Origin of the sequence: Diaphorobacter sp. HDW4B (genome assembly GCF_011305535.1) — a bacterium.
In the GTDB taxonomy this organism is placed as follows: Bacteria; Pseudomonadota; Gammaproteobacteria; order Burkholderiales; family Burkholderiaceae_C; genus Diaphorobacter_A.
The window spans coordinates 467760-486538 of the sequence record NZ_CP049906.1 but is presented as its reverse complement, the minus strand read 5'-3'; the positions used below and the strand labels follow the sequence as shown (position 1 = coordinate 486538).

Genomic DNA, 18779 nt, shown 5'->3' with positions numbered 1-18779 from the left:
ATCAACTCTTCAGTGTGTTTCCGGTGAATGCGGCCCACAGTCGGACCAGTGCGTAGGTGTCCAGCGCGCAATACGCCAGCAATTGCTTTTCGATTTCCGCTTTGCGCGCGGGTGTCGTCTGCACCGCCAGAGCTTCCAGATAGGCATCCATGGCAGCCCCTCCGTCCTGCACGCCATCCAGATCGGCATATTTCAGATCGGGGCAAAGCGCAGGCAGCACCGCCTTGATGCTCCAACTGCCCTTCTGGCTCGGGTGATAGAAATGTGCGCGCGCGATCGGCAGCAGATCGACCACACGTTCGTTCAAGGCCAGCAGCGACTCCGAGAGATCGGCAAAGAACTCGGCCAGATCGCTGATGCGCTTTTTCTCGAACGCGCCGTTGTAGACATAGATCGGGCCACGTTCTCCGCAGGCATCGATGAGGGCCTCGGCAAAACATCTGCATGGGTCGTTGCCCGACAGATCGAGAAACGCCTGCTGCTCCAGCTTGCCGGTGCGCGAGAGTCGATGCACGCTGAACTGGAACGGAATCTGTTGGTAGGGTCTCGTGCCCTTCCAGATCGGAACCGCAAATTGGATGGTCTCGAAGTCCATGAAATAGGCGGGCAGTTTGTAGGCGCTCAACGACTGCGCCGCAGCGGCTTGCTCGAAGTGCGCCTTGCCCGAAAGCGTTTGCGACTTGACCCGCCTTTGCCGCTCGTTGAGCAAGCTGTCCGGCACATCGCGCAGTTCGGTCAAACCGTTGTCGGCCACATGGGTCTTCAGGGCCGCGCTGAACGGCCCCGGCAGCCAGTGAATGGGCTGCTCCGCCTGGGTTTCCTGGCTCTGGCAATGCGCGGCGAAACCACAGGCATATGGGTCATTGCACTGCTCTCCCGTGGCGACGCTCGGCTCACGCTTTGATGCCGCAACCGACTGCGCTCCAGCAATCCAGTCGCGGACCTCCGATTCTCTGGCGAAGGCCTCTTCGGTCAAATCGCTTTCGACAAGCAGGCCCTCGTAGTCGCCACCGCCCGGATACACCCAGGAGCTGTCGATGTGCGCCAGTGCGATGGCAGAAAGTGGTACGCCACACGCTCGTGCCACAAAGGCCTGCACGGCCGCATCGTCACGGTGATAACTTTTGACGGAGGTGGATGATTTGACCTCCACCATGCGCCAAACGGACTTTCCAGCGCGCGACACGGGCAGCATGACGTCAGCGAACGCCAACGCACCTCCTGCTTTGTAGCCCGCCTCGAAGATAGGCTGCTTGGTCCGCAGCAAGGTCTGGGTGCGTGCGAAGGCCTCATCAAATCCTTCAGTGAAAGGATCGAGCACCGCGCCGACACCGTTGGGGTCGTAGAGCCGCTGGGCAATCTCACCCACCTTGTGCCCCGTGGCGAAACTTGCCTGCGTGGCGCTGGAGTCCTCGCGCAACTCGGGCTTGTGCACCTCCAACCAGAGCCGCCTTGGACACTGGCGGAAGGCCAGCAATTTCGATTTGGAAAGCGTGCGCATTCTTGTCTCGTCCCTCTTCGCTGATGTGACGAATTGTGTCATGAGATCGGCAGAAAATAGGCCGATCAAACGGGCCGTTCAACGGAAGCCGATGCTGCGTTTGGCCGACTCCTTGACAGCGCATTCCGCATCCAGAGCGGACACCAGCATGTCCGCACTGTCGAATAGTCGAAAGCGATGCTGGCGCAGCACGACCGCAAAATCGCCGGGCGTCAGCTGCTGCAAGCGATCGAGGCGCTCCATTGCATCGCTGCGCGGCGCTTGCAAACCCAGCGCCACGCAATGCCTGAGCAGCAGCGCACGGGCCTGCTCCGCACGCAGAAAATCAAACTTCACCTTGAGGTCAAAGCGTCGCAACGCGGCCTGGTCCAGGTTGTCCATCAGATTGGTCGAGGCGATGAACACGCCGGAAAACGACTCCATCTGCGTGAGCATCTCGTTGACGAGGTTCACCTCCCAGCCACTCCTGACGCCACGCCTGTCCTGCAGAAAGCTGTCCACCTCGTCCATCAGCAACACCGCGCCATCGTCCTGCGCGTTGCGAAACGCGCGCGAGATGTTTTTCTCGTTGCCACCGACCCACATGGACATCAGGTCCGAGGCCCGTTTGACGTGCAGCGGCACACCCAGTTGCTGCGCGAGCCAACGCCCGTACGCGGTTTTCCCAGTGCCAGAAGGTCCATACAGACAGAGTCGGCCACTGCCCACCGACTGAAGTCCGTTCGCCACGCTGGCCAGATCGACATCGGCATGAATGAAGCCGGGGTCGTAGATTTCGGGAAGGCGATGCATGTCGTTCGACGACAAGGGACTGTGCCCCTGCGCCTCGATCGTGCTGGAGATCAGGCGCTCGAAGGACTCGCCCACCTTGCCGGGCTCCAGATCCTGCTGGATTGCACGAACGACGGAACCGGCCTTGGCAATGATGGCCGGGGCCAGCACTTCGGCTTCGGCAAGTCGCGCAAGCCGGTAGGGCTCGAGCAGGTCGGCAGCACTGTCCTTCAGAATCTTTTCGCGCTGACTTCTGGGCGGCACAGGCAATTCGATCACCATGTCGAAACGCCGAACAAAGGCCGGATCCAGGCCACGCATGGAGTTGGAGAGCCAGAACGTCGGCATCGGGTTCTCCTCCAGCATGCGATTGATCCAGCCCTTGCGCACTTGAGCGGTGCTGTCGGTACCTCGGGAGAAGCCTTCATCGCTGCAGGAGAACACGTCCTCCACCTCGTCGAACACCATCAGCGCCTGTCGGTGTGCAAAGAAGCTCTGCGCAGCCCTGTAAGAGCGCAGTCGGCGCTCACCCTTGAGCGCGTCGCCATCCTCATCCTCGCAAGCGACTTCGAACAGCTCGCTCTGCAATTCCTTGGCAAGCGTGCGGACCAGCTGGCTCTTGCCCGTGCCCGGAGCGCCATGCAGAAAGATGTTGACCCCACTCTTGCGCGACTTGGTGGCTTGGCGCAGATAGGGCAGCAAAATGTCCAGAGAAGGCTGGATGTGCGTGTAGTCGGAGAGCTGCAGGTGACCGGGAGCAGCTGCTGTGACCGTGCCTCGCAGCAACCCGACAGGCGCGATGTCCGAGGTCGCCATCAGATCGGCAAAGACTTCGCACAGCAGACACAGCTTGGCATGAAGCTCCGCCGAGCTGGTGCGATCCAGCGTCAGCAATCCGGAACGTGACAGAACGCCCTGCACGCCCAGCGCTGCGCGAACGTCCGGCTCAGGCAGATCCAGAATGACGGAGAGTGCATGGAAGGCTTTGGTCGATGTCAGGTTCCCCAACAAGCCCACCGCTTCATGAAGCATCTGTTCGTTGTGCATGAGCACAGCGAACTCCAGAATCCGACAGTCCACATGACTCAACCCCGCCAGCTCGGCCAGTTGTTCCACGTTGCGGCGCAGGCAACCGCGCATGGTCAGACTGGCCGCTTGTGGCTCCAGCGCCTCATGCTCTTCACGCACATGGGCCAAGGCACCCGACGCGTCGAACTCGACCGTTTCATCCATGCGAAACTTGTTCCGTTTCACGATTGCCCGCAGATCCTTGCGCGAGGTGGCGACGCCGTCCTCCAGCCATGTCTCCATACCGATGGCCTCGGCCAATTCATCGTCCATGAACCCAAAGGTTTTGATGAACTTGCGGTGGCCGCCAAGACGCAGCAGGATGCGCAGAATCCAGAGGTATATGACAGGGTCCACGCGAATCAGGCTGCCCGACGTCGAGCAAGGTACCTCAATGGTGGATATGACTTGATTTTCCATAGCTTCATCATCTCAAGGGACGCGACGTTTTGTGTCGCATGAAAAAATCCACCGGCTGGTCCACAGTCCATCAGACGTTGAGCCAGGTCTGTGGGCGCAGCCAGATCTGTCCCGGCTTTGGCTGGCCACCGGGACGAGATGCGCAGAACAGGCGCGCTCCTCCCTCTTCATCTTCTTTCCAATGCCGCACGAGAGTGCCCTCCAGGAAAAGATGCTCCAGCAGCTCCCATGCATGGAGATAGCCCACTCGCATACGTCGCTGGATCCAGGAAATGGAAACGCAATCTGTCGAGGACCGAATCAGATCCTGCAGACGTCCCACCTGCTCGCCAGTGGCTCTGCACACCGACGAAGAATCGGTCACCGCATCCGATCCATGGCACTTCAGCGCCACGACCGAAATCTGCTCGTCCATGCCCCATGAGCGCCAGACGCATTCCAGCGTGTGCAGGTTGTAGTGCAGGCTCTCGGCAGGGTTCCACAATTGCGCGAGGTCCATGCCGGCATGCACGTCATGAATGCCCGCGAGCGACAGCAGGTACACATCACCCTCGCGCACGTCCGAATAGTTCGCATGGACCCAGGTGTTGCCACACGAGCGCAGATCGATTTGCACCATATCCAATTCGCGATCGGATGCATCCTGTTTTGCGCGGCTGAGCAATTTGACTTCCACATGCTCCGACTCGGTATGGCGCAGCCGCCAGATGCGCGCTTCACCGCAATGGACAGCGCAGATCTGACCATCGCTCACATGCAAGGACGCGACGGAAGGAAAAGCTTCAGGCGTCAGCTTGTCCATGTGACGCTTGGCCGACGTCTTCCTCGCATGCAATGCGCGCACCGGCAAGGCAGAGTGACGACCAGCCACATCGCCGCCCACGGGAAACGCATCCAGAAGTCCATGCAGTGCTGCCAAAAGCGTACGGCTGGATTGCGCATCGGCGGATGTCTCTCGACTCCCCCCTGCCACCGAAAGCCACACCCCATCGGCACTGACAACGGGCGGCGCGCAATAGATGGATTGCTCCTGCAGAAGATGCTGCACCGCGCCCAGATTCATCAACATGGCATTTGGCTGAGCAGCCGGCTTGTGCTTGACCTCATCCCGAATGCGAGAAAACTGAAAGGCTCCTACCTCTACGGCGAAGGGCTGGGCGGTACTGGTCTGTCTCATGGATATTCAATGTCATCGAGAGTTGAAGCGTCTCGAAGTTTGATCTCTGAGATGACAAAGTGCGTCGCATGCAAACCGCTTTTTCATGCGACACAAACTGTCGCCTGCGTGCAGATAATTAAGCTCATCACCGCCGCAAGACAGGCGCAAAATTGGAGATGACAAGCATACACACACCGTCCACGCGCTCATCCAAAAACTGCTTGTCGATGACGAACGCATGCCTCCGGGAAATGAAGAGGGCTGGTGACTGAACCACAATTTGCAAGCAAGGAACCACTACGATCCATGGGAAAAATTCTCTACATTCACAGACACGGCTCATCCGGCAACAGCGAGAAAACCACATCGCTCAAGGCCGCATTGGAGTCGCTGGGACACACGGTCTTCATCCCAACGCACCATTCAGACCCACGAATAGATCTTCCTGCTTTGGCCCATATCGTTCAAAGCGAACGAATAAGTGCCGTTATCGGATCGAGTCTTGGAGGTTTGTACTCACTACTTTTGAGTGGGCGTTACGACACCAAGGCATTCCTGATCAATCCCAGTCTACGCCCCGAATTGACGGTGTTTCGGGACCATCCAGAACGTGCAGGCATGGAAGCCGCACTGAGTCACTACAAACCAGATTCAAAAGACCAGAATTCGTGGCCGGATACAGGATACTCGGAAGTGCTATGGGCGAATGTCAAAGTGGCCATCGCCATGGATGACGAACGCATCGATGTGCCCCGCACGGTCAAGGAGCTCCGGCATGCCCAAATCCTCCAGTTCCACGACAAGCGAGGCCATCAGTTCAAGAACGTGCTGGACCTGGTACCGCATATCGTCGAACTGATCGGGCAGTGAGTCAGAGCAATCCATTGCCAGATAAGTGCGAGCCAGTCGCGGACGCAGTGAACTCACTCTGCGCATGAATCGCAACCTGCGTTCAACAAAGGCACAGTGATGAACGCCGAACTCGAGCGACAACTGCGATTCAAGTATCCCAAGATGTTTTCCGAATGGGACAACCCGCTCAACGAATCCAAGATGTCGTTTGGTCTGCAGAGTGGGGAGGGCTGATTCGACACCATCGATGTGCTCTGCGCAGCGCCTCGCGGCCCACGAGGGAACTCCCCAGGTCTTTGCATCGCTGGTCAAGCAGACGTTCGGTACCTTGCAGTTTTACGCGCAGCATGATGCCGACGACGACCAAGCGTGACTGATTCAGCATGCAGAAGCTGTGTCGTACATCAGTTGCGAGATATGTGGACGTCCTGGCAAAAACGATTGAAGTCTTGCGATGGCGAACCAGAACCCGCTGCACGACTCACGCATCACAATGACTTGGGCGACAGCACGACCTGTGTCTCAGATTGTGCAGTGCACAGCGGGAATGCAGTTTGCGGAACTGTCTGAGGAGCATATGACACGTCAATATTTCACATTATAAAATTTCATTTTGAAACTAAAGGGTTAACCCTTGTTCAATTTAAGTGATGCACCGCGCATCACTCTTCCATTTGAACGGAATTCTCATGTCATGCAACTCAATTCTTTTAAATAATCATATTTTGCAAGCTTACTGAATTTCATGTAATCCGAGTAATTTACGATGCCGTGACTGCGTTCGCCAACCTCTCACACTTGGGCAGCCGACCCTCGCCTACGCATTTTCTGTCTCCTCATGTCGTTCACAGGCCTGACGCATGGATCGCCGTGAAAATGCTCAACCCATGCCCCCATCTGACATATACGCGGGCTTGGAATTGGCAATAAGTGAAGGTACTGGCAACAGCGCTTCGCTCGCGTCGCTGAACCAGCCCCCTACCACCTACGAGCTCCGGAGTGAGGTGGCGGGAGGATCATTTCCCTTTTCAGCGAAACGGAAACTCCTTCATTTCACTGAAGGGTCTCATGAGGTCGCTGAAGCACTCAACGGCGTATATCAGCCGTGCTTGCGACGGAGTCCAAAGAACGCCAGTAATCCACTCAAAAGGACAATGCCCATTCCACCCAGACTTGGCACCGGGGTCGCCTCAGCAGGAGCTGTCGGTACGGTTGGTGTCGTTGGCACAGTGGGTGCCGTGGGCGTGACCTGGGCGGTCGGTCCAACTGGCGTCTTGTAGGGCAGCTTGGTGTTGGGATCGACCAGATTGGCGATCACGGTGCAGGTGTATGTGGTGCCGTTGGTCAGCCCCATGACGGTCAATGGCAGACTGCTTGTGGTCAGCGGATTGCCCGCGCCCATGATCGGGGTGCAGCTGAATTCATAGCTGGTCACATCGCCGGGTTGGATGGTTGGCGGCAAGGTGACATCAAGCGTTGCCGACGAATCACCGGCCTTGGCCGTTGGAGTGACTGGGGCCACCGGACCTGGTGTCACGATCACACTGCCATCTTCACCATTGGCCGCTGCGGGGGGAATGACTGTGCCGTCCGAAGTGGTTGGTGGGGTAGTCGATCCAGCGCCACCACCCGTGGGGTTGCTGCTGCTCAGCGTGATGCCTGTCGAATAGCATGAACCACCGACACCACCTGCATGGGCACCGTCCACATCTGCGCCAGCGCTATCCCAGCCAGCCGCACCGCCGGTACCTGCCGCACCTTGGTAACCACCGCCTCCGCCGCCTCCACCGCCTCCGCCTCGGTTGGGACTGCCGGCACGCGTCCCCGTGCCATCTTCACCGGCCGCTCCATCGGCAGCTGTGGCGCAAGCGGCTGTTTCCACCGGCGCGACAGCAGGAATCGTCACGGTGTAGGCAGCGCGTCCCCAGCTTCCAGCGCCGCCTCCGCCTCCACCACCGGCTCGCGCCCATAGTCCGTTGTATGAAACGTAGCTGGCACCGCCGCCGCTGCCGCCTCCGCCACTGCCGCTTTGGGGGTCAGGGGATGGTGTTAAGTTAGCAAGTGGCCCGGCACCACCTGCGCCTCCACTGCCGAATCCACTGGCTCCGGCCACTGAAGCGGTCCCCTTGGTCGCGTCGTACGAGCCGCCGCTGGTTCCACCTTTTGCCACGCCATAGTCAACGCTCAGGCCGGGTTGCACGGCCAGTTGAATCACCATCTGTGAGCCATTGATGCCCACTCCACCGGCTCCGCCAGCGTCAGCGCCGCCCGCACCGCCGCCACCGCCCTTGAGCTCCACTGTCAGGGTATTGATGCCTGGCGGAACGGTGTATGTATCGGCATACGCAGGGCCGACAACAGCCAAGCCAGCCGCAGCCCACATGAGCGGATGAAATATTGAAACAGTCATTGATCCCTCGTCATTTCAAGTCAGTGAGTATTTAAAATACTAATGACAAGTAGATTTCAATAGATCAATAGTAATGTCAATTGGTTTTGCTATTTGATTGACACCAAACATACACATATCGTGTATGCGAATGTTTGATGACATTTGCGATGAATGCGGCATCCATCCAAACCAGTCAATGAGTCTGACCTGTTGACGGTGTCGATCACTTCCAAGATGCAAGGGCTGTCGCCGTTGGGTGTGCGTGCCGCCTGAGCACGTTCAAAGCCGTTTCAAAGGCTCTTCGTCTTCTGCAGACTTTGCCGTCGCCGCACGGCTTGCACGGCTGGATGCCCTTCAAGAAACGACTTCATCCTGGTCTTCTGCACAGCTGTTAACTCGCTGGCATCGATGGCTGCTGGCCATGTTCTGGCGGCCAGTGTGACGACCTTGTCCACGGTGGTCTGCAGGAGCTTGTACGGAAGCTGAACCTCTTCGGCCAGCACCTTGAGCGTGCTGGGTCGCAGCAACTGCAGCTTGGACGCAGCGGCACTTTGCGCTGCCGACATGGGCTTGTCGTGTTCCGCGAGGTGCTTTCGTTCCAGTTCCTTGAACTGCCTTGCCTCCAGATCCTTTTGCATTCGCTCCGGCAGGATGTAGAGCGCATGCCCCTGCGCACCATTGAAGACATGGTGCGCCACGATGTCGTAGGCAGGAGGCAGCTCCGGGTCCACTCCGTTTGGGTAGTAGACGCCGATGTTCTTCAGGTGGCAGTCGGCATTGCCGATGAGTTCATTGACGGCCAGACGCCGCAGCAGCTCGAGCACTGCGGCTTCGCCAAGACTGGGGTAGCCCATGAACACCTGCATCAGCAGGGAGTACGACACCTTGGTGGTGTACTTCTCATGCGGAAGAAACCCAAGCACTTGTGCCATGTCCTCCGCATGCACCCGCGACGGCTTGTCGCGGTCATATCTCGGCACCGCGAGGAACATCGTGGTGCGTTCGTCCGGCGAGCCCAGGTCATAGACGTGATCGGCCAGAAGCTTTTCCAGCGGCACGAGGCGGGTCTGGCAAGCATCCACGCCCGCCATGCGTGCCAGCTCCATGCTGAGGTGTTCCACCTCGGGCATTCTGGGATAGTCGACGACCGGCAGCTTGGCGATGATGTGCGAGACCTCGCTGAGCTTGGTGCGGGCCACATAGCGCCCCTTGCTGTCCTCGTTCACACCGAGCTTGGGCTGCACACCGGACAATGAAATGCCCTCGACCAGCGGAGTCTCGACAACCGACACTTCGAGAGCGTCCTGATTGTTGGTCACCAAAGTCTGCATCAGCTCGGGCGTCACACCCTCATACGGCAACGCATACACCGCGCCGGGCAGATCGGCGCCACATGCCGCGAGCAGCTCGAAATGGTTCGTCACGTCGCAGCCGCGAATCTGGGCAATGTGTTCGCGGAAAGTGCCTTCGGGAAGCAGATTCTGGAACCAGGCAGGCAACAGCAAGGGATGCAGGCCATTCGGTCCGGGCTTGCCGGAATCCGCGCGCAGGCCATTGAAGTCTGCGGTATAGAAGTCCGCCAGAAGACGTTGACTCTCCTCTTCCGTATCGCCGGTGAACAGCAGGCTCAACACAGGGCGATCGGGGTTGCGGATGTAGGCAGTCCCCGGGATGAATCGCACAATCCCATTGGGCTGGTCGGCACCGTACCGAAACAGCAGACCGAGTGGAATCGACGGCTTGCCATCCGGCCCCGCCATGGAGATTTGGAGAATGCTCAGGTCCATGGCGTCAGTCCTTTCTGGCCTTCTCTTCATGAGCCGTCAGCAAACGCCGGATCTTCGAGTGCTCTGAAGCTTGCCTGAGCACGGGCCTGTGAAGCTGAAGCTGCTCCACCGCCTTGGGGGCCACGACAATGCCCAGACCCAAGGTGTGTGCCAGCGCTTCGATGGTGGACAGGCGCGGGTCGGCATCGCCCTTGAGAAGGCTGTAGAGCGCCTTGCGGCTCACACCGGATTTTTCGGCGATCTCGACAATCGACAGAGGGGACTTCGAGACGGCGTCTTGAAGCACCTCTCTCACGGAGGGCGTATCGGAAGAGGAAGACAGCTCAGAAGTGTGCATTGAACTACCCACAAGCATTTCATGGGTAGTTTACGATACAAAATTATCCTCAGCAATGTATCTAATACTACCCATTTCTTGAATATGGGTAGTATTGGAAACAAAACTCATTGCAACGCAGCCATCGGCCTTCAGTTCAACCCTCGTCTGTCATCGCACGCCTCCCCGCCCTCCACCTAGAAAACGCGCTCAGGCTGCTGAAGCCCAGCAGCGGTGCGATGTCGGAGAGTTTGCGGTCGCCGTAGCCGAGCAGGCGTTGGGCTTGCTCGGCGCGGATTTCGTCGAGCAGTTGCATGAAGGTCGTGCCATGCGCGACCAGTCGGCGGTGCACGGTGCGGCGGTCCACGCCCAGGTGCATGGCGATCTGGTCGGCGCTGCAGCGGCCGGTGGGCAGCAGGGCCATGATGAGTTGCACAACTTCGTCGCGGAATGAATAGCCGGTGACCGGCAGCTCCTTGTCGTTCACCAGTTGCCGCATCTGCTGGCGCATGACGGGGTCGGCAAAGTCGAGTGGCGCATCCATGTCGGAGGACAGTAGCGCGATGCCGTTGTGGTCCTGCGAGAACAGCAGATTGCTGCCCAGAATGCTGCGGTGCCACGACAGGTTGGCAGGCGGCGGGTGCATGAAGCTGATGCTGCGCGGCTGCCAGCCCTTGCCGAGCGCGAGGCAGAGCGTGTGGTACAGCGCGCCCATGGCCATTTCGATGGCTTGTCTGCCCGCATTCACCGAGGGCAAAAACAGCTGTTCGATCACCGCCACGCCGCCCGATTCGTGGATCTGCGTGGTCAGACTTTCGTTGTGCAGATAGAGATACCGCGTGAGCGTGTCGAGCGCCTGACGCAATGTGGGTTCATCGCGCGCGAGCATGCCCACGACGCCGAACGAGGACAGTCTGCGCGTGACCGACAGGCGAAGACCGAAGGCTTCCTCGCCAGACATTTCGCCCGAGATTTCCATCAGCCGCATCACCGCCGCCGCAGGAATGCGCAGCTCGGTGTTGTCGAGGCACGAACGCGGCAAGCCCACCATGGCAAGCATCTCGTGCGGCACGAGGCCGACGCTGACGGCGAGATCGGAGTAATGCGTGAGGCTGGCGCTGCGCATCAGGGCGGTCATGGCTTTTCGGGGGAGGAAGGGGTTTTCCCTTGATGTCCCAATCGGATAAATAAGCGTCCCATTATGTCAAACATCAAGGCCGCAATCTCCCTAAATTCAGATCCGGACGAGGCGCTTTGCACGCCTTCATTCATCACCCGCTACTGAACCGGAAAGCACAACATGAATTTTCTCGACGGCCACCTGTTTCCCGAAAACCAGCAACCGCTGATCATCACTGCAGCGCCCTACGCACCTTCGTGGATGCCCGACGATTTCCCCGGCGAAATCGCGGTGACGATGGAAGAGCAGATCCAGAAGGCGGTCGACTGCTACAACGCCGGTGCGCAGGTGCTGCACCTGCACGTGCGTGAGCTCGACGGTCGCGGCAGCAAGCGCCTGTCGAAGTTCAACGAGCTGATCGCCGGTGTGCGCGCCCGCGTGCCAGAGATGATCATCCAGGTGGGTGGCTCGATCAGCTTCGCACCAGAGACCGACGGCGCCGCCGCCAAGTGGCTGAGCGACGACACACGCCACATGCTGGCCGAGCTCGACCCCAAGCCCGATCAGGTGACCGTGACGATCAACACCTCGCAGATGAACATCCTCGAGCAGTTCGACGCACGCGACATCAAGGGCACGTCGATGGAAGACCCAGCCGTCTTCAACGCCTACAAGGAAATGACCGTGCCTGCGCAACCGGGCTGGGCCGAAGAGCACATCAAGCGCCTGACCGCAGCGGGCATCCAGAGCGCTTTCCAGTGCTACAACATCAACAGCTTCGAGTCGGTCGAGCGCCTGATGCGTCGCGGCATCTACAAGGGTCCACTGGTGATGAACTGGGTGGCCATCGGCGGCGGCATGGATGCACCCAGCATCTACAGCCTGGCCAACTTCGTGCGCGCAGTGCCGGACGGCGCGATCCTGACCGTGGAAGCCTCGGTGCTCAATGTTCTTCCGATCAACATGATGGGCATCGCCATGGGCCTGCACGTGCGCTGCGGCACGGAAGACAACCTGTGGAACCAGACTCGCACCAAGAAGATGGGCACCGTCGAGCAGATCGAACAGCTGGTGCGCATCGCCAAGGAATGCAGCCGCCCCATCGCCACGCCAGCACAAGCACGTGAGATGTGCCAGATCGGCGTGTTCTACGACACCGTGGAAGAGTCGCTGGCAAAGAACGGCTTTGCACCGAACCGCAATGGTGGTCAGCAAGGTTATCTGCAAAAGGTTGCCTAAAAGGCCGCACAACAAGGCCGCTTGAAGAGACTGCTTGAGCGCGCCATCTGAAGTCGTCACCAGAACGGACTCATGCGCAAGGCCTCATCGGCCTTGCGTCACACATTGCAAAGAGACAAATGAACTTCCGCTCCCCCACTTTCACGCGCCGCGCGTGCGTCGCCGCCCTGCTTTGCGCATTGCCAGTCACGCAGGCTCTGGCGCAAAGCGCCTGGCCCACCAAGCAACCCATACGCCTGATCGTTCCTGCACCTGCAGGCGGCGCGTCCGACATGATCGCGCGCACCGTGGCGGAGAGCATCCGGCACGATCTCAAGCAGGCCGTGATCGTCGAAAACAAGCCCGGTGCGGGCGGCATCATCTCGGTGGAAACCATGCTGGGTGCACCGCGCGACGGCTACATGCTTGTGCTCTCACCCAACTCGCTGGTCACCGAAAATCCCTACAGCTACAGTTTCCGATATGACCCGTTCAAGGACCTTGCGCCGATTGCCGAGGTCGCGAGCGTGCCGCTGGTGCTGGTGGCCGATCCCAAGCTGCCGGTGAAGAACGTGGCCGATGTGGTCGCCTATGTGAAGGCGCATCCGGGCAAGATTTCGTATGCGTCGTACAGCCCCGGCACGCTCTCGCACATCAAGGGCATGCAGTTCAACAAGGCTGCGGGCCTGGACATGGAACATGTGGGCTACAAGGGCTCGCCACCCGCGCTCACCGATGTGATGGGTGGACAGATCCAGTTCATGTTCGACGGCATGGGCACGGCACTGCCGCTGGCCAAGACCGGCAAGATCCGCCCGCTCGCGGTCACGTCCGCTGCTCGCTCGCCATTCATGCCGGATGTGCCGACGCTGGCCGAAGCGGGCTATCCGAATCTCACGCAAATCATGGGCACGTCCGTGTGGTCCACGCCCGACGTGCCAGCCGACATCCGCAACCGCATGCGCCAGTTGCTGCTCAAGGCTGTGGCATCTGCGGAAGTGAAGAGCCAACTCGCCGCGCTCGGCATGGATGCAGGCAACCCGGCACAGACCGAGGCCGAACTGCAGACCATGCTCAAGACAGAAAACGAGCGCACCGGAAAAGCGCTCAAAGCCATGAACTACAAGCCTTGAGGAGGAGCGCCGCATGAACGATCAGAACAAGCCACAGAATAATCAGCAGAACAAACCACCCGCCACGCCCATCAGCGACAGTCTGCGCGCCAATGGCTACTGGAATCCGGAGTGGAACAGCTTCACCGAACTCGATCCTGTCTGGACCGAGAAATTCCTCGACATGGCCATGCACCCCATGGCCAAGGGGCTGATCGAGCCCAAGGTGTGGGAGTTCATCGCCATCGCGGTCGATGCCTCGTGCACGCACATGTATGGCCCCGGCACGCGTCGCCACATCCGCCGCGCATTGGAACTGGGCGCCACCAAGGACGAAATTGCCGCCGTGCTGCAGGGCGTGAGCGTGCTGGGCCTGCATGCCAACAGCATGGGTGCGCCGATGCTGCTCGAAGAAGTGGCCCGCCACGAAGCACAGAAGACCTCCGCCTGATCTTCTGATCTTCTGATCCCGAAATGTTGAAACCGCCGCGCCGGTGCCAAGGCACCAGGTGCGGCTGCCGCATGTCCATTTTTCTACTATTCCAAGGAGCTTTTTTCATGACCAAGCCATTTGAAAACCAGGTCGTGCTCGTCACCGGAGCCACCTCAGGCATCGGCCGCGCAGCCGCCATCGCCTTCGCACACCAGGGTGCCAAGCTCGTCGTGAGCGGACGCAATGCCGAAGCCGGCTCCAAGCTGGAAAATGAACTCCAGCAACTGGGCGCGCAGGCGATCTTCGTGCGTGCCGATGTGGCCGATGAAGCGCAAGTCACAGCACTCATCGACGCCTGCGTGCAGCGCTTTGGCCGCCTCGATGTGGCAGTGAACAGTGCCGGTCTCGAAGGCACGCGCGGCTCCATCATCGAGCAGACGGTGGAGACCTACACGGCCGCATTCAACGCCAACGCGCTGGGCACGTTTCTGTGCCTCAAACACGAGATGCGCGTGATGTCGGCCCAGAAGTCGGGCAGCATCGTGAACCTGTCATCCACCATGGGCAGCCGTGGCAACGCCATGGCTCCGATGTATGTGGCAAGCAAGCACGCGATCGAAGGCTTCACCAAGTCTGTCGCGCTTGAAGGCTGCCAGCACAACGTGCGCGTGAACGCGGTCGCGCCCGGCCCCATCGCCACCGAAATGCTGGACCGCATTGCCGGCGGCGCACAGAACATTCCTATGGTCGCCAGCACGATTCCGATGAACCGCATCGGCACACCCGACGAAGTGGCCGACGCGATTCTCTACATCACATCGCCCGCAGCGAGCTACATCACCGGCCAGATCTTGCAAGTCAACGGCGGCAAGACCGCCATGTGATCCAAGCCTTCGTTTCACTCCATTTCAATCACCAGGAGCCACCATGGCCGCACCCCAGAAAAAAGTGATCGTGACCTGCGCGATCACCGGAGGCATTCACACGCCTTCGATGTCCCCTCACCTGCCCGTCACGCCCCAACAGATCGAAGACGAAGCCGTCACCGCTGCCGAGGCTGGTGCATCCATCGTCCACCTGCACGCGCGTGATCCCAAGAACGGCAAGCCTTCGCAGGAGCCCGCGCTGTTCCGCCAATTCCTGCCGCAGATCGCCGAGCGTTCGGATGCGATCATCAACATCACCACCGGCGGCGCGCCCAACATGCTGGTCGAGGAACGCCTGCAACCTGCGCTGCAACTCAAGCCCGAAGTCGCCTCGCTCAACATGGGCTCGATGAACTTCGGCCTCTACCCCATGCTCGCGCGCCAGAAAGAATTCAAGTACGACTGGGAACAGCCCTATCTCGAAGGCTCGGAAGACCGCGTGTTCCGCAACACCTTCAAGGAAATCCGCTACATCCTCGAATCCTGTGCCGACAACGGCACACGCTTCGAGATCGAGTGCTACGACACCAGCCATCTCTACACGGCAGCACACTTCATCGATCGCGGCATCTTGAAGCCCCCGTTCTTCATCCAGTCCGTGTTCGGTCTGCTCGGCGGCATCGGCACGCATCCCGACGACGTGATGCACATGCGCCGCACGGCGGAGCGCCTGTTCGGCAACGACTACTACTGGTCGGTGCTGGGTGCTGGCCGCAGCCAGATGCCGCTGGCGACCATGTCCGCCACCATGGGCGGCAACGTGCGCGTGGGTCTCGAAGACTCGCTGTGGGATGGTCCGGGCAAGCTCGCGACCAGCAATGCACAGCAGGTCAATCGCATCGTCACGGTGCTGAAGTCGCTGAACCTCGAAGTCGCCACGCCCGATGAAACCCGCGCCATGCTGCAACTGAAGGGTAAGAAGAACGTGGCCTTCTGATCACGCAAAGCGCACCAGAAAAAAGGGGCTTCCGAATCATTCGGCAGCCCCTTTTTGTTGGAAGAAATTCGATGGATCAGTGCAAATTGGCGGCCACTGCGGCAGCGTCCGCCTCATAGGTGCGCGAGGCTTTCCAATAGAAGATCGCCGCCACGAAACCCACCGCTGGCACCACGGCCATGGCGGTCTGCAGGCTCCACATGTCGGAGATCACACCGCTCAGGAACGGACCCACGGCCAGACCGAACAGGTTGATCGCAAACGCGTGCACCGCAGCGCCCGTCGAACGCAGACCGGGGTGCGTGATGTCGAGCACCGCGCTGACCGATACGCCCACGGTGCAGGTCATCGAAAAGCCTGCGAACAGGATCATGATGTATTGCGCCGAGTGCGACAGCGGCAGCGTGAACGCCAGCATGAACAGCAGCGCGGTGATCACGGTGGTGAAGCACAGCATCACCAGTTTGTTGGACATGCGACGGCGACCCACGCGGTCGGCGACCCAGCCCCAGAACATGGCGCCGCATGCGCCGCACAGCACGAGCAAGGCCGCGTACTTGGCCGCATTGCCTGCCGACATGCCCTGATAACGGTTGAGGTAGCTGGGCATCCACGACCACATGGTCGACACGAGAATCATCTGGAACGAACCGGCAATGCACAGCATCAGCATCGTCGGGCCACGGCTGAGCGTCGTCAGCATGCGCATCAGATGCGCCTTGGGCTTGGTGCTGTCGATCGTGGGGCGCATCTTGACCACCACGTTCTTGTAGTCCGGCACAAGCAGGAACAGCAGCGCCATCACCAGCCCCGGAAAGCCCACGGCACCGAAGGCCGCACGCCAGCCCCAGTGCTCCGCAATCACGCCGCCCATCACCACGCCCAGCACTGCACCGAACGAGCTGGCCGCGAAGAACGCGCCCAGCAGCGTGGCATGCAGACGCTTGGGAAACAGCGCGTTGATGAGCGCCGAACCCACTGAGCCGTAACCCGTTTCACCCAGACCGACCACGGCGCGCGCAGCAAAGAGCTGGGCATAGTTGCGCGCAAACATGCAGGAGATGGTCGCCATGCTCCAGACCGACGCCATCACGAAGATGCTCTTGACGCGACCAAAGCGGTCTGCCAGCAAAGCCACAGGAATGCTGCCGACGGCCACCACCACCGAGATCACCGACACGAGGCCGCCGAGTTGCTTGTCGGACAGACCCCACTCCTCCTTCAAGTGCGGAAACAGCGACACGATGATCTGCCGATCGATGTAGTCGGACATCATCAACAGAAAGATCATGGCGAAGGCGAACCACGCGCGCGTCTTGGTCACGGTGTATTCCGTGGGTGCCGTGGCATTGTTCTGCATGTCGGCTGCAATCATCGTACGTCTCCAATTTCCCTTGAGGGATTCCATTCAGTCGGCGGCCTGATCCGGCGACCCACCGAACACTGCGCGATGCGCCGCCTCGATTGTGTGCCGGATCATTCAAGAAATGCGGAAGCTGCCGCTCAGAAGTTGTGGCGAACGCCCGCCATGAAGGCATGCACGTTCTTGCCCGCCGCAACCGGCGTGGCATACATCGGGCTCAGCGCCATGTTGTCGCCCTTGTTGGTGACTGCCGCGCCCTGCAGATACAGCCAGGTGCGCTTGGACAGCAGGTATTCCCCACCCACGACGAACTGCGTCGACTTGTGGCCCGCATTGCGGTTGTCATTGGTCTGGTAGTAGGCGGCGGTCAGATTGATCTTGGGGACAGGCTTCCAGCCCACACCGATGTTCCACATGTCAAGGCTGTCCGAGCCGCCCGGCATATAGACATGGTCCGGATTGCGGGCCATGAAATACTGACCGCCAACGGTGTAGGTACCCCAGTTGTAGAGCGCACCCACTTGGTACAGGCGGTTGGTGTTGGCCGTCGGAGAGAAGCCCGCCGCCTGTGCCGCACGCTGACCCGCTGCCGCATCACCCTTGTTGGCCGCGGTGTAGAGCGCCACAGCCGTGCCGTAGTTGTTGCCATAACCGTTGTAGTACAGGGCCGAGAGCTTCAAGCCATTGGCCGTGTACAGCGCCGTCACCGACTGCTGGGAATTGGCCTTACCACCCCCTTCACCGAACGAGTATGCAAAATCAAAAGTGAGGTTTGCCCATGTCGGTGTGGTATAGCGCACCGTGTTGTCGTTGTAGATCGTGCCGTAGGCAGAGTTGGAGTTGTTGCCGATCCACGAGCTGCTTGCCGCATTCATACCGACCAGCGCGGTCAGCGTGGAGCCAAAATAGCGCATGCCGCGCACGTCGGTGTGCATCATCGCCCACGCCACAGGCGAGAACTGACGGCCAAGCTTGACGTCGCCGAAGTCACCCGACAGACCCACGGTCGCCATCTGGTTGAAGAACGAATTCGTGGTGCTCGAATTGGGGCCACCCGTCGTGCCGTTGAACACGTTCAGATTGCCGCGCACATCGAAATTGGCACGCAGGCCGCCGCCCAAATCCTCGGTCCCCTTGAAGCCGAAATGACTCGATCCCAGACCGCCGTCCTTGGCGCGCACATCCGAGCCCTCGTGCGCCTTGGTGGGCAGATAACCCACGCCCTTGCTGTAGTTGGACATGCTGAGCAAGCCCGCGTCCACCACGCCCGACATGGTCACGCTGCTTTGCGCGAATGCTGGCAATGCAGATGCCAAGGCCAGACCCAATGCGGCTTTCACTGCCGTTTGTTTTGATGCTTTCAAGTCGTCTCCTGAGTGGTTCTGTTCGAATGCTTTTCAAGCG

The 18779-nt window shown here is 59.8% G+C and carries 15 protein-coding genes; 6 read left to right on the top strand and 9 right to left on the bottom strand.

The features are described from left to right. Window position 1: 1 nt before the first annotated feature. The 3 genes from G7048_RS27050 to G7048_RS27040 form a co-directional block, all read right to left on the bottom strand. Window positions 2-1501 (bottom strand): DUF2779 domain-containing protein, encoded by a 1500-nt coding sequence (locus tag G7048_RS27050; protein WP_166071582.1) that lies wholly within the window; start codon window positions 1499-1501, stop codon window positions 2-4. A gap of 78 nt (window positions 1502-1579) precedes the next feature. Beyond that, the gene (locus G7048_RS27045) at window positions 1580-3760 is read right to left on the bottom strand and encodes an ATP-binding protein (protein WP_166071580.1); all 2181 of its coding nucleotides are present in this window, start codon (window positions 3758-3760) and stop codon (window positions 1580-1582) included. Window positions 3761-3830: 70 nt separating this feature from the next. After that, window positions 3831-4829: a hypothetical protein gene (locus G7048_RS27040; protein ID WP_166071579.1), complete on the bottom strand. Its 999-nt coding sequence runs from the start codon at window positions 4827-4829 to the stop codon at window positions 3831-3833. Between the two features lie 396 nt (window positions 4830-5225). Here G7048_RS27040 and G7048_RS27035 point away from each other — a divergent pair, with 396 nt between their 5' ends. Continuing rightward, the gene (locus tag G7048_RS27035; RefSeq protein ID WP_166071578.1) at window positions 5226-5789 is read left to right on the top strand and encodes a YqiA/YcfP family alpha/beta fold hydrolase; all 564 of its coding nucleotides are present in this window, start codon (window positions 5226-5228) and stop codon (window positions 5787-5789) included. A gap of 1081 nt (window positions 5790-6870) precedes the next feature. On the opposite strand, the gene G7048_RS27030 is transcribed toward G7048_RS27035, so the two are convergent. The 4 genes from G7048_RS27030 to G7048_RS27015 all read right to left on the bottom strand — a co-directional run bounded on the left by G7048_RS27030 (window position 6871) and on the right by G7048_RS27015 (window position 11404). Then, window positions 6871-8181, bottom strand: a complete 1311-nt coding sequence (locus tag G7048_RS27030; RefSeq protein WP_166071577.1) for a hypothetical protein — start codon at window positions 8179-8181, stop codon at window positions 6871-6873. 272 nt (window positions 8182-8453) lie between these two features. Then, complete coding sequence (locus G7048_RS27025; protein ID WP_166071576.1) at window positions 8454-9950, bottom strand: type II toxin-antitoxin system HipA family toxin; 1497 nt, start codon at window positions 9948-9950, stop codon at window positions 8454-8456. A gap of 4 nt (window positions 9951-9954) precedes the next feature. Further along, on the bottom strand, window positions 9955-10245 hold the full coding sequence (locus tag G7048_RS27020) for a DNA-binding protein (RefSeq protein WP_166071575.1): 291 nt from the start codon (window positions 10243-10245) through the stop codon (window positions 9955-9957). Between the two features lie 178 nt (window positions 10246-10423). Continuing rightward, window positions 10424-11404, bottom strand: a complete 981-nt coding sequence (locus G7048_RS27015) for an AraC family transcriptional regulator (protein ID WP_166071574.1) — start codon at window positions 11402-11404, stop codon at window positions 10424-10426. Window positions 11405-11566: 162 nt separating this feature from the next. Here G7048_RS27015 and G7048_RS27010 point away from each other — a divergent pair, with 162 nt between their 5' ends. The 5 genes from G7048_RS27010 (at window position 11567) to G7048_RS26990 (ending at window position 16012) form a co-directional block, all read left to right on the top strand. Continuing rightward, on the top strand, window positions 11567-12625 hold the full coding sequence (locus tag G7048_RS27010; RefSeq protein WP_166071573.1) for a 3-keto-5-aminohexanoate cleavage protein: 1059 nt from the start codon (window positions 11567-11569) through the stop codon (window positions 12623-12625). Window positions 12626-12744: 119 nt separating this feature from the next. Further along, window positions 12745-13737 (top strand): tripartite tricarboxylate transporter substrate binding protein, encoded by a 993-nt coding sequence (locus tag G7048_RS27005; protein WP_166071572.1) that lies wholly within the window; start codon window positions 12745-12747, stop codon window positions 13735-13737. A 13-nt stretch (window positions 13738-13750) separates the two neighbouring features. Further along, on the top strand, window positions 13751-14167 hold the full coding sequence (locus G7048_RS27000) for a carboxymuconolactone decarboxylase family protein (RefSeq protein WP_166071571.1): 417 nt from the start codon (window positions 13751-13753) through the stop codon (window positions 14165-14167). A gap of 107 nt (window positions 14168-14274) precedes the next feature. Beyond that, entirely contained in the window at window positions 14275-15033 is a 759-nt protein-coding gene (locus tag G7048_RS26995) for an SDR family NAD(P)-dependent oxidoreductase (protein WP_166071570.1), read from the top strand. A 43-nt stretch (window positions 15034-15076) separates the two neighbouring features. Beyond that, window positions 15077-16012: a 3-keto-5-aminohexanoate cleavage protein gene (locus G7048_RS26990; protein ID WP_166071568.1), complete on the top strand. Its 936-nt coding sequence runs from the start codon at window positions 15077-15079 to the stop codon at window positions 16010-16012. 76 nt (window positions 16013-16088) lie between these two features. Here the strand turns inward: G7048_RS26990 and G7048_RS26985 are convergent, their stop codons facing one another. Both G7048_RS26985 and G7048_RS26980 read right to left on the bottom strand, forming a co-directional pair. Then, window positions 16089-17387 carry an MFS transporter gene (locus G7048_RS26985; protein WP_166071567.1) on the bottom strand — a complete coding sequence of 433 codons (1299 nt, stop codon included), beginning with the start codon at window positions 17385-17387 and terminating at the stop codon, window positions 16089-16091. 128 nt (window positions 17388-17515) lie between these two features. Continuing rightward, window positions 17516-18739, bottom strand: coding sequence for a porin (locus tag G7048_RS26980; protein ID WP_166071566.1), 1224 nt, complete (start codon window positions 18737-18739; stop codon window positions 17516-17518). Window positions 18740-18779: the final 40 nt, after the last annotated feature.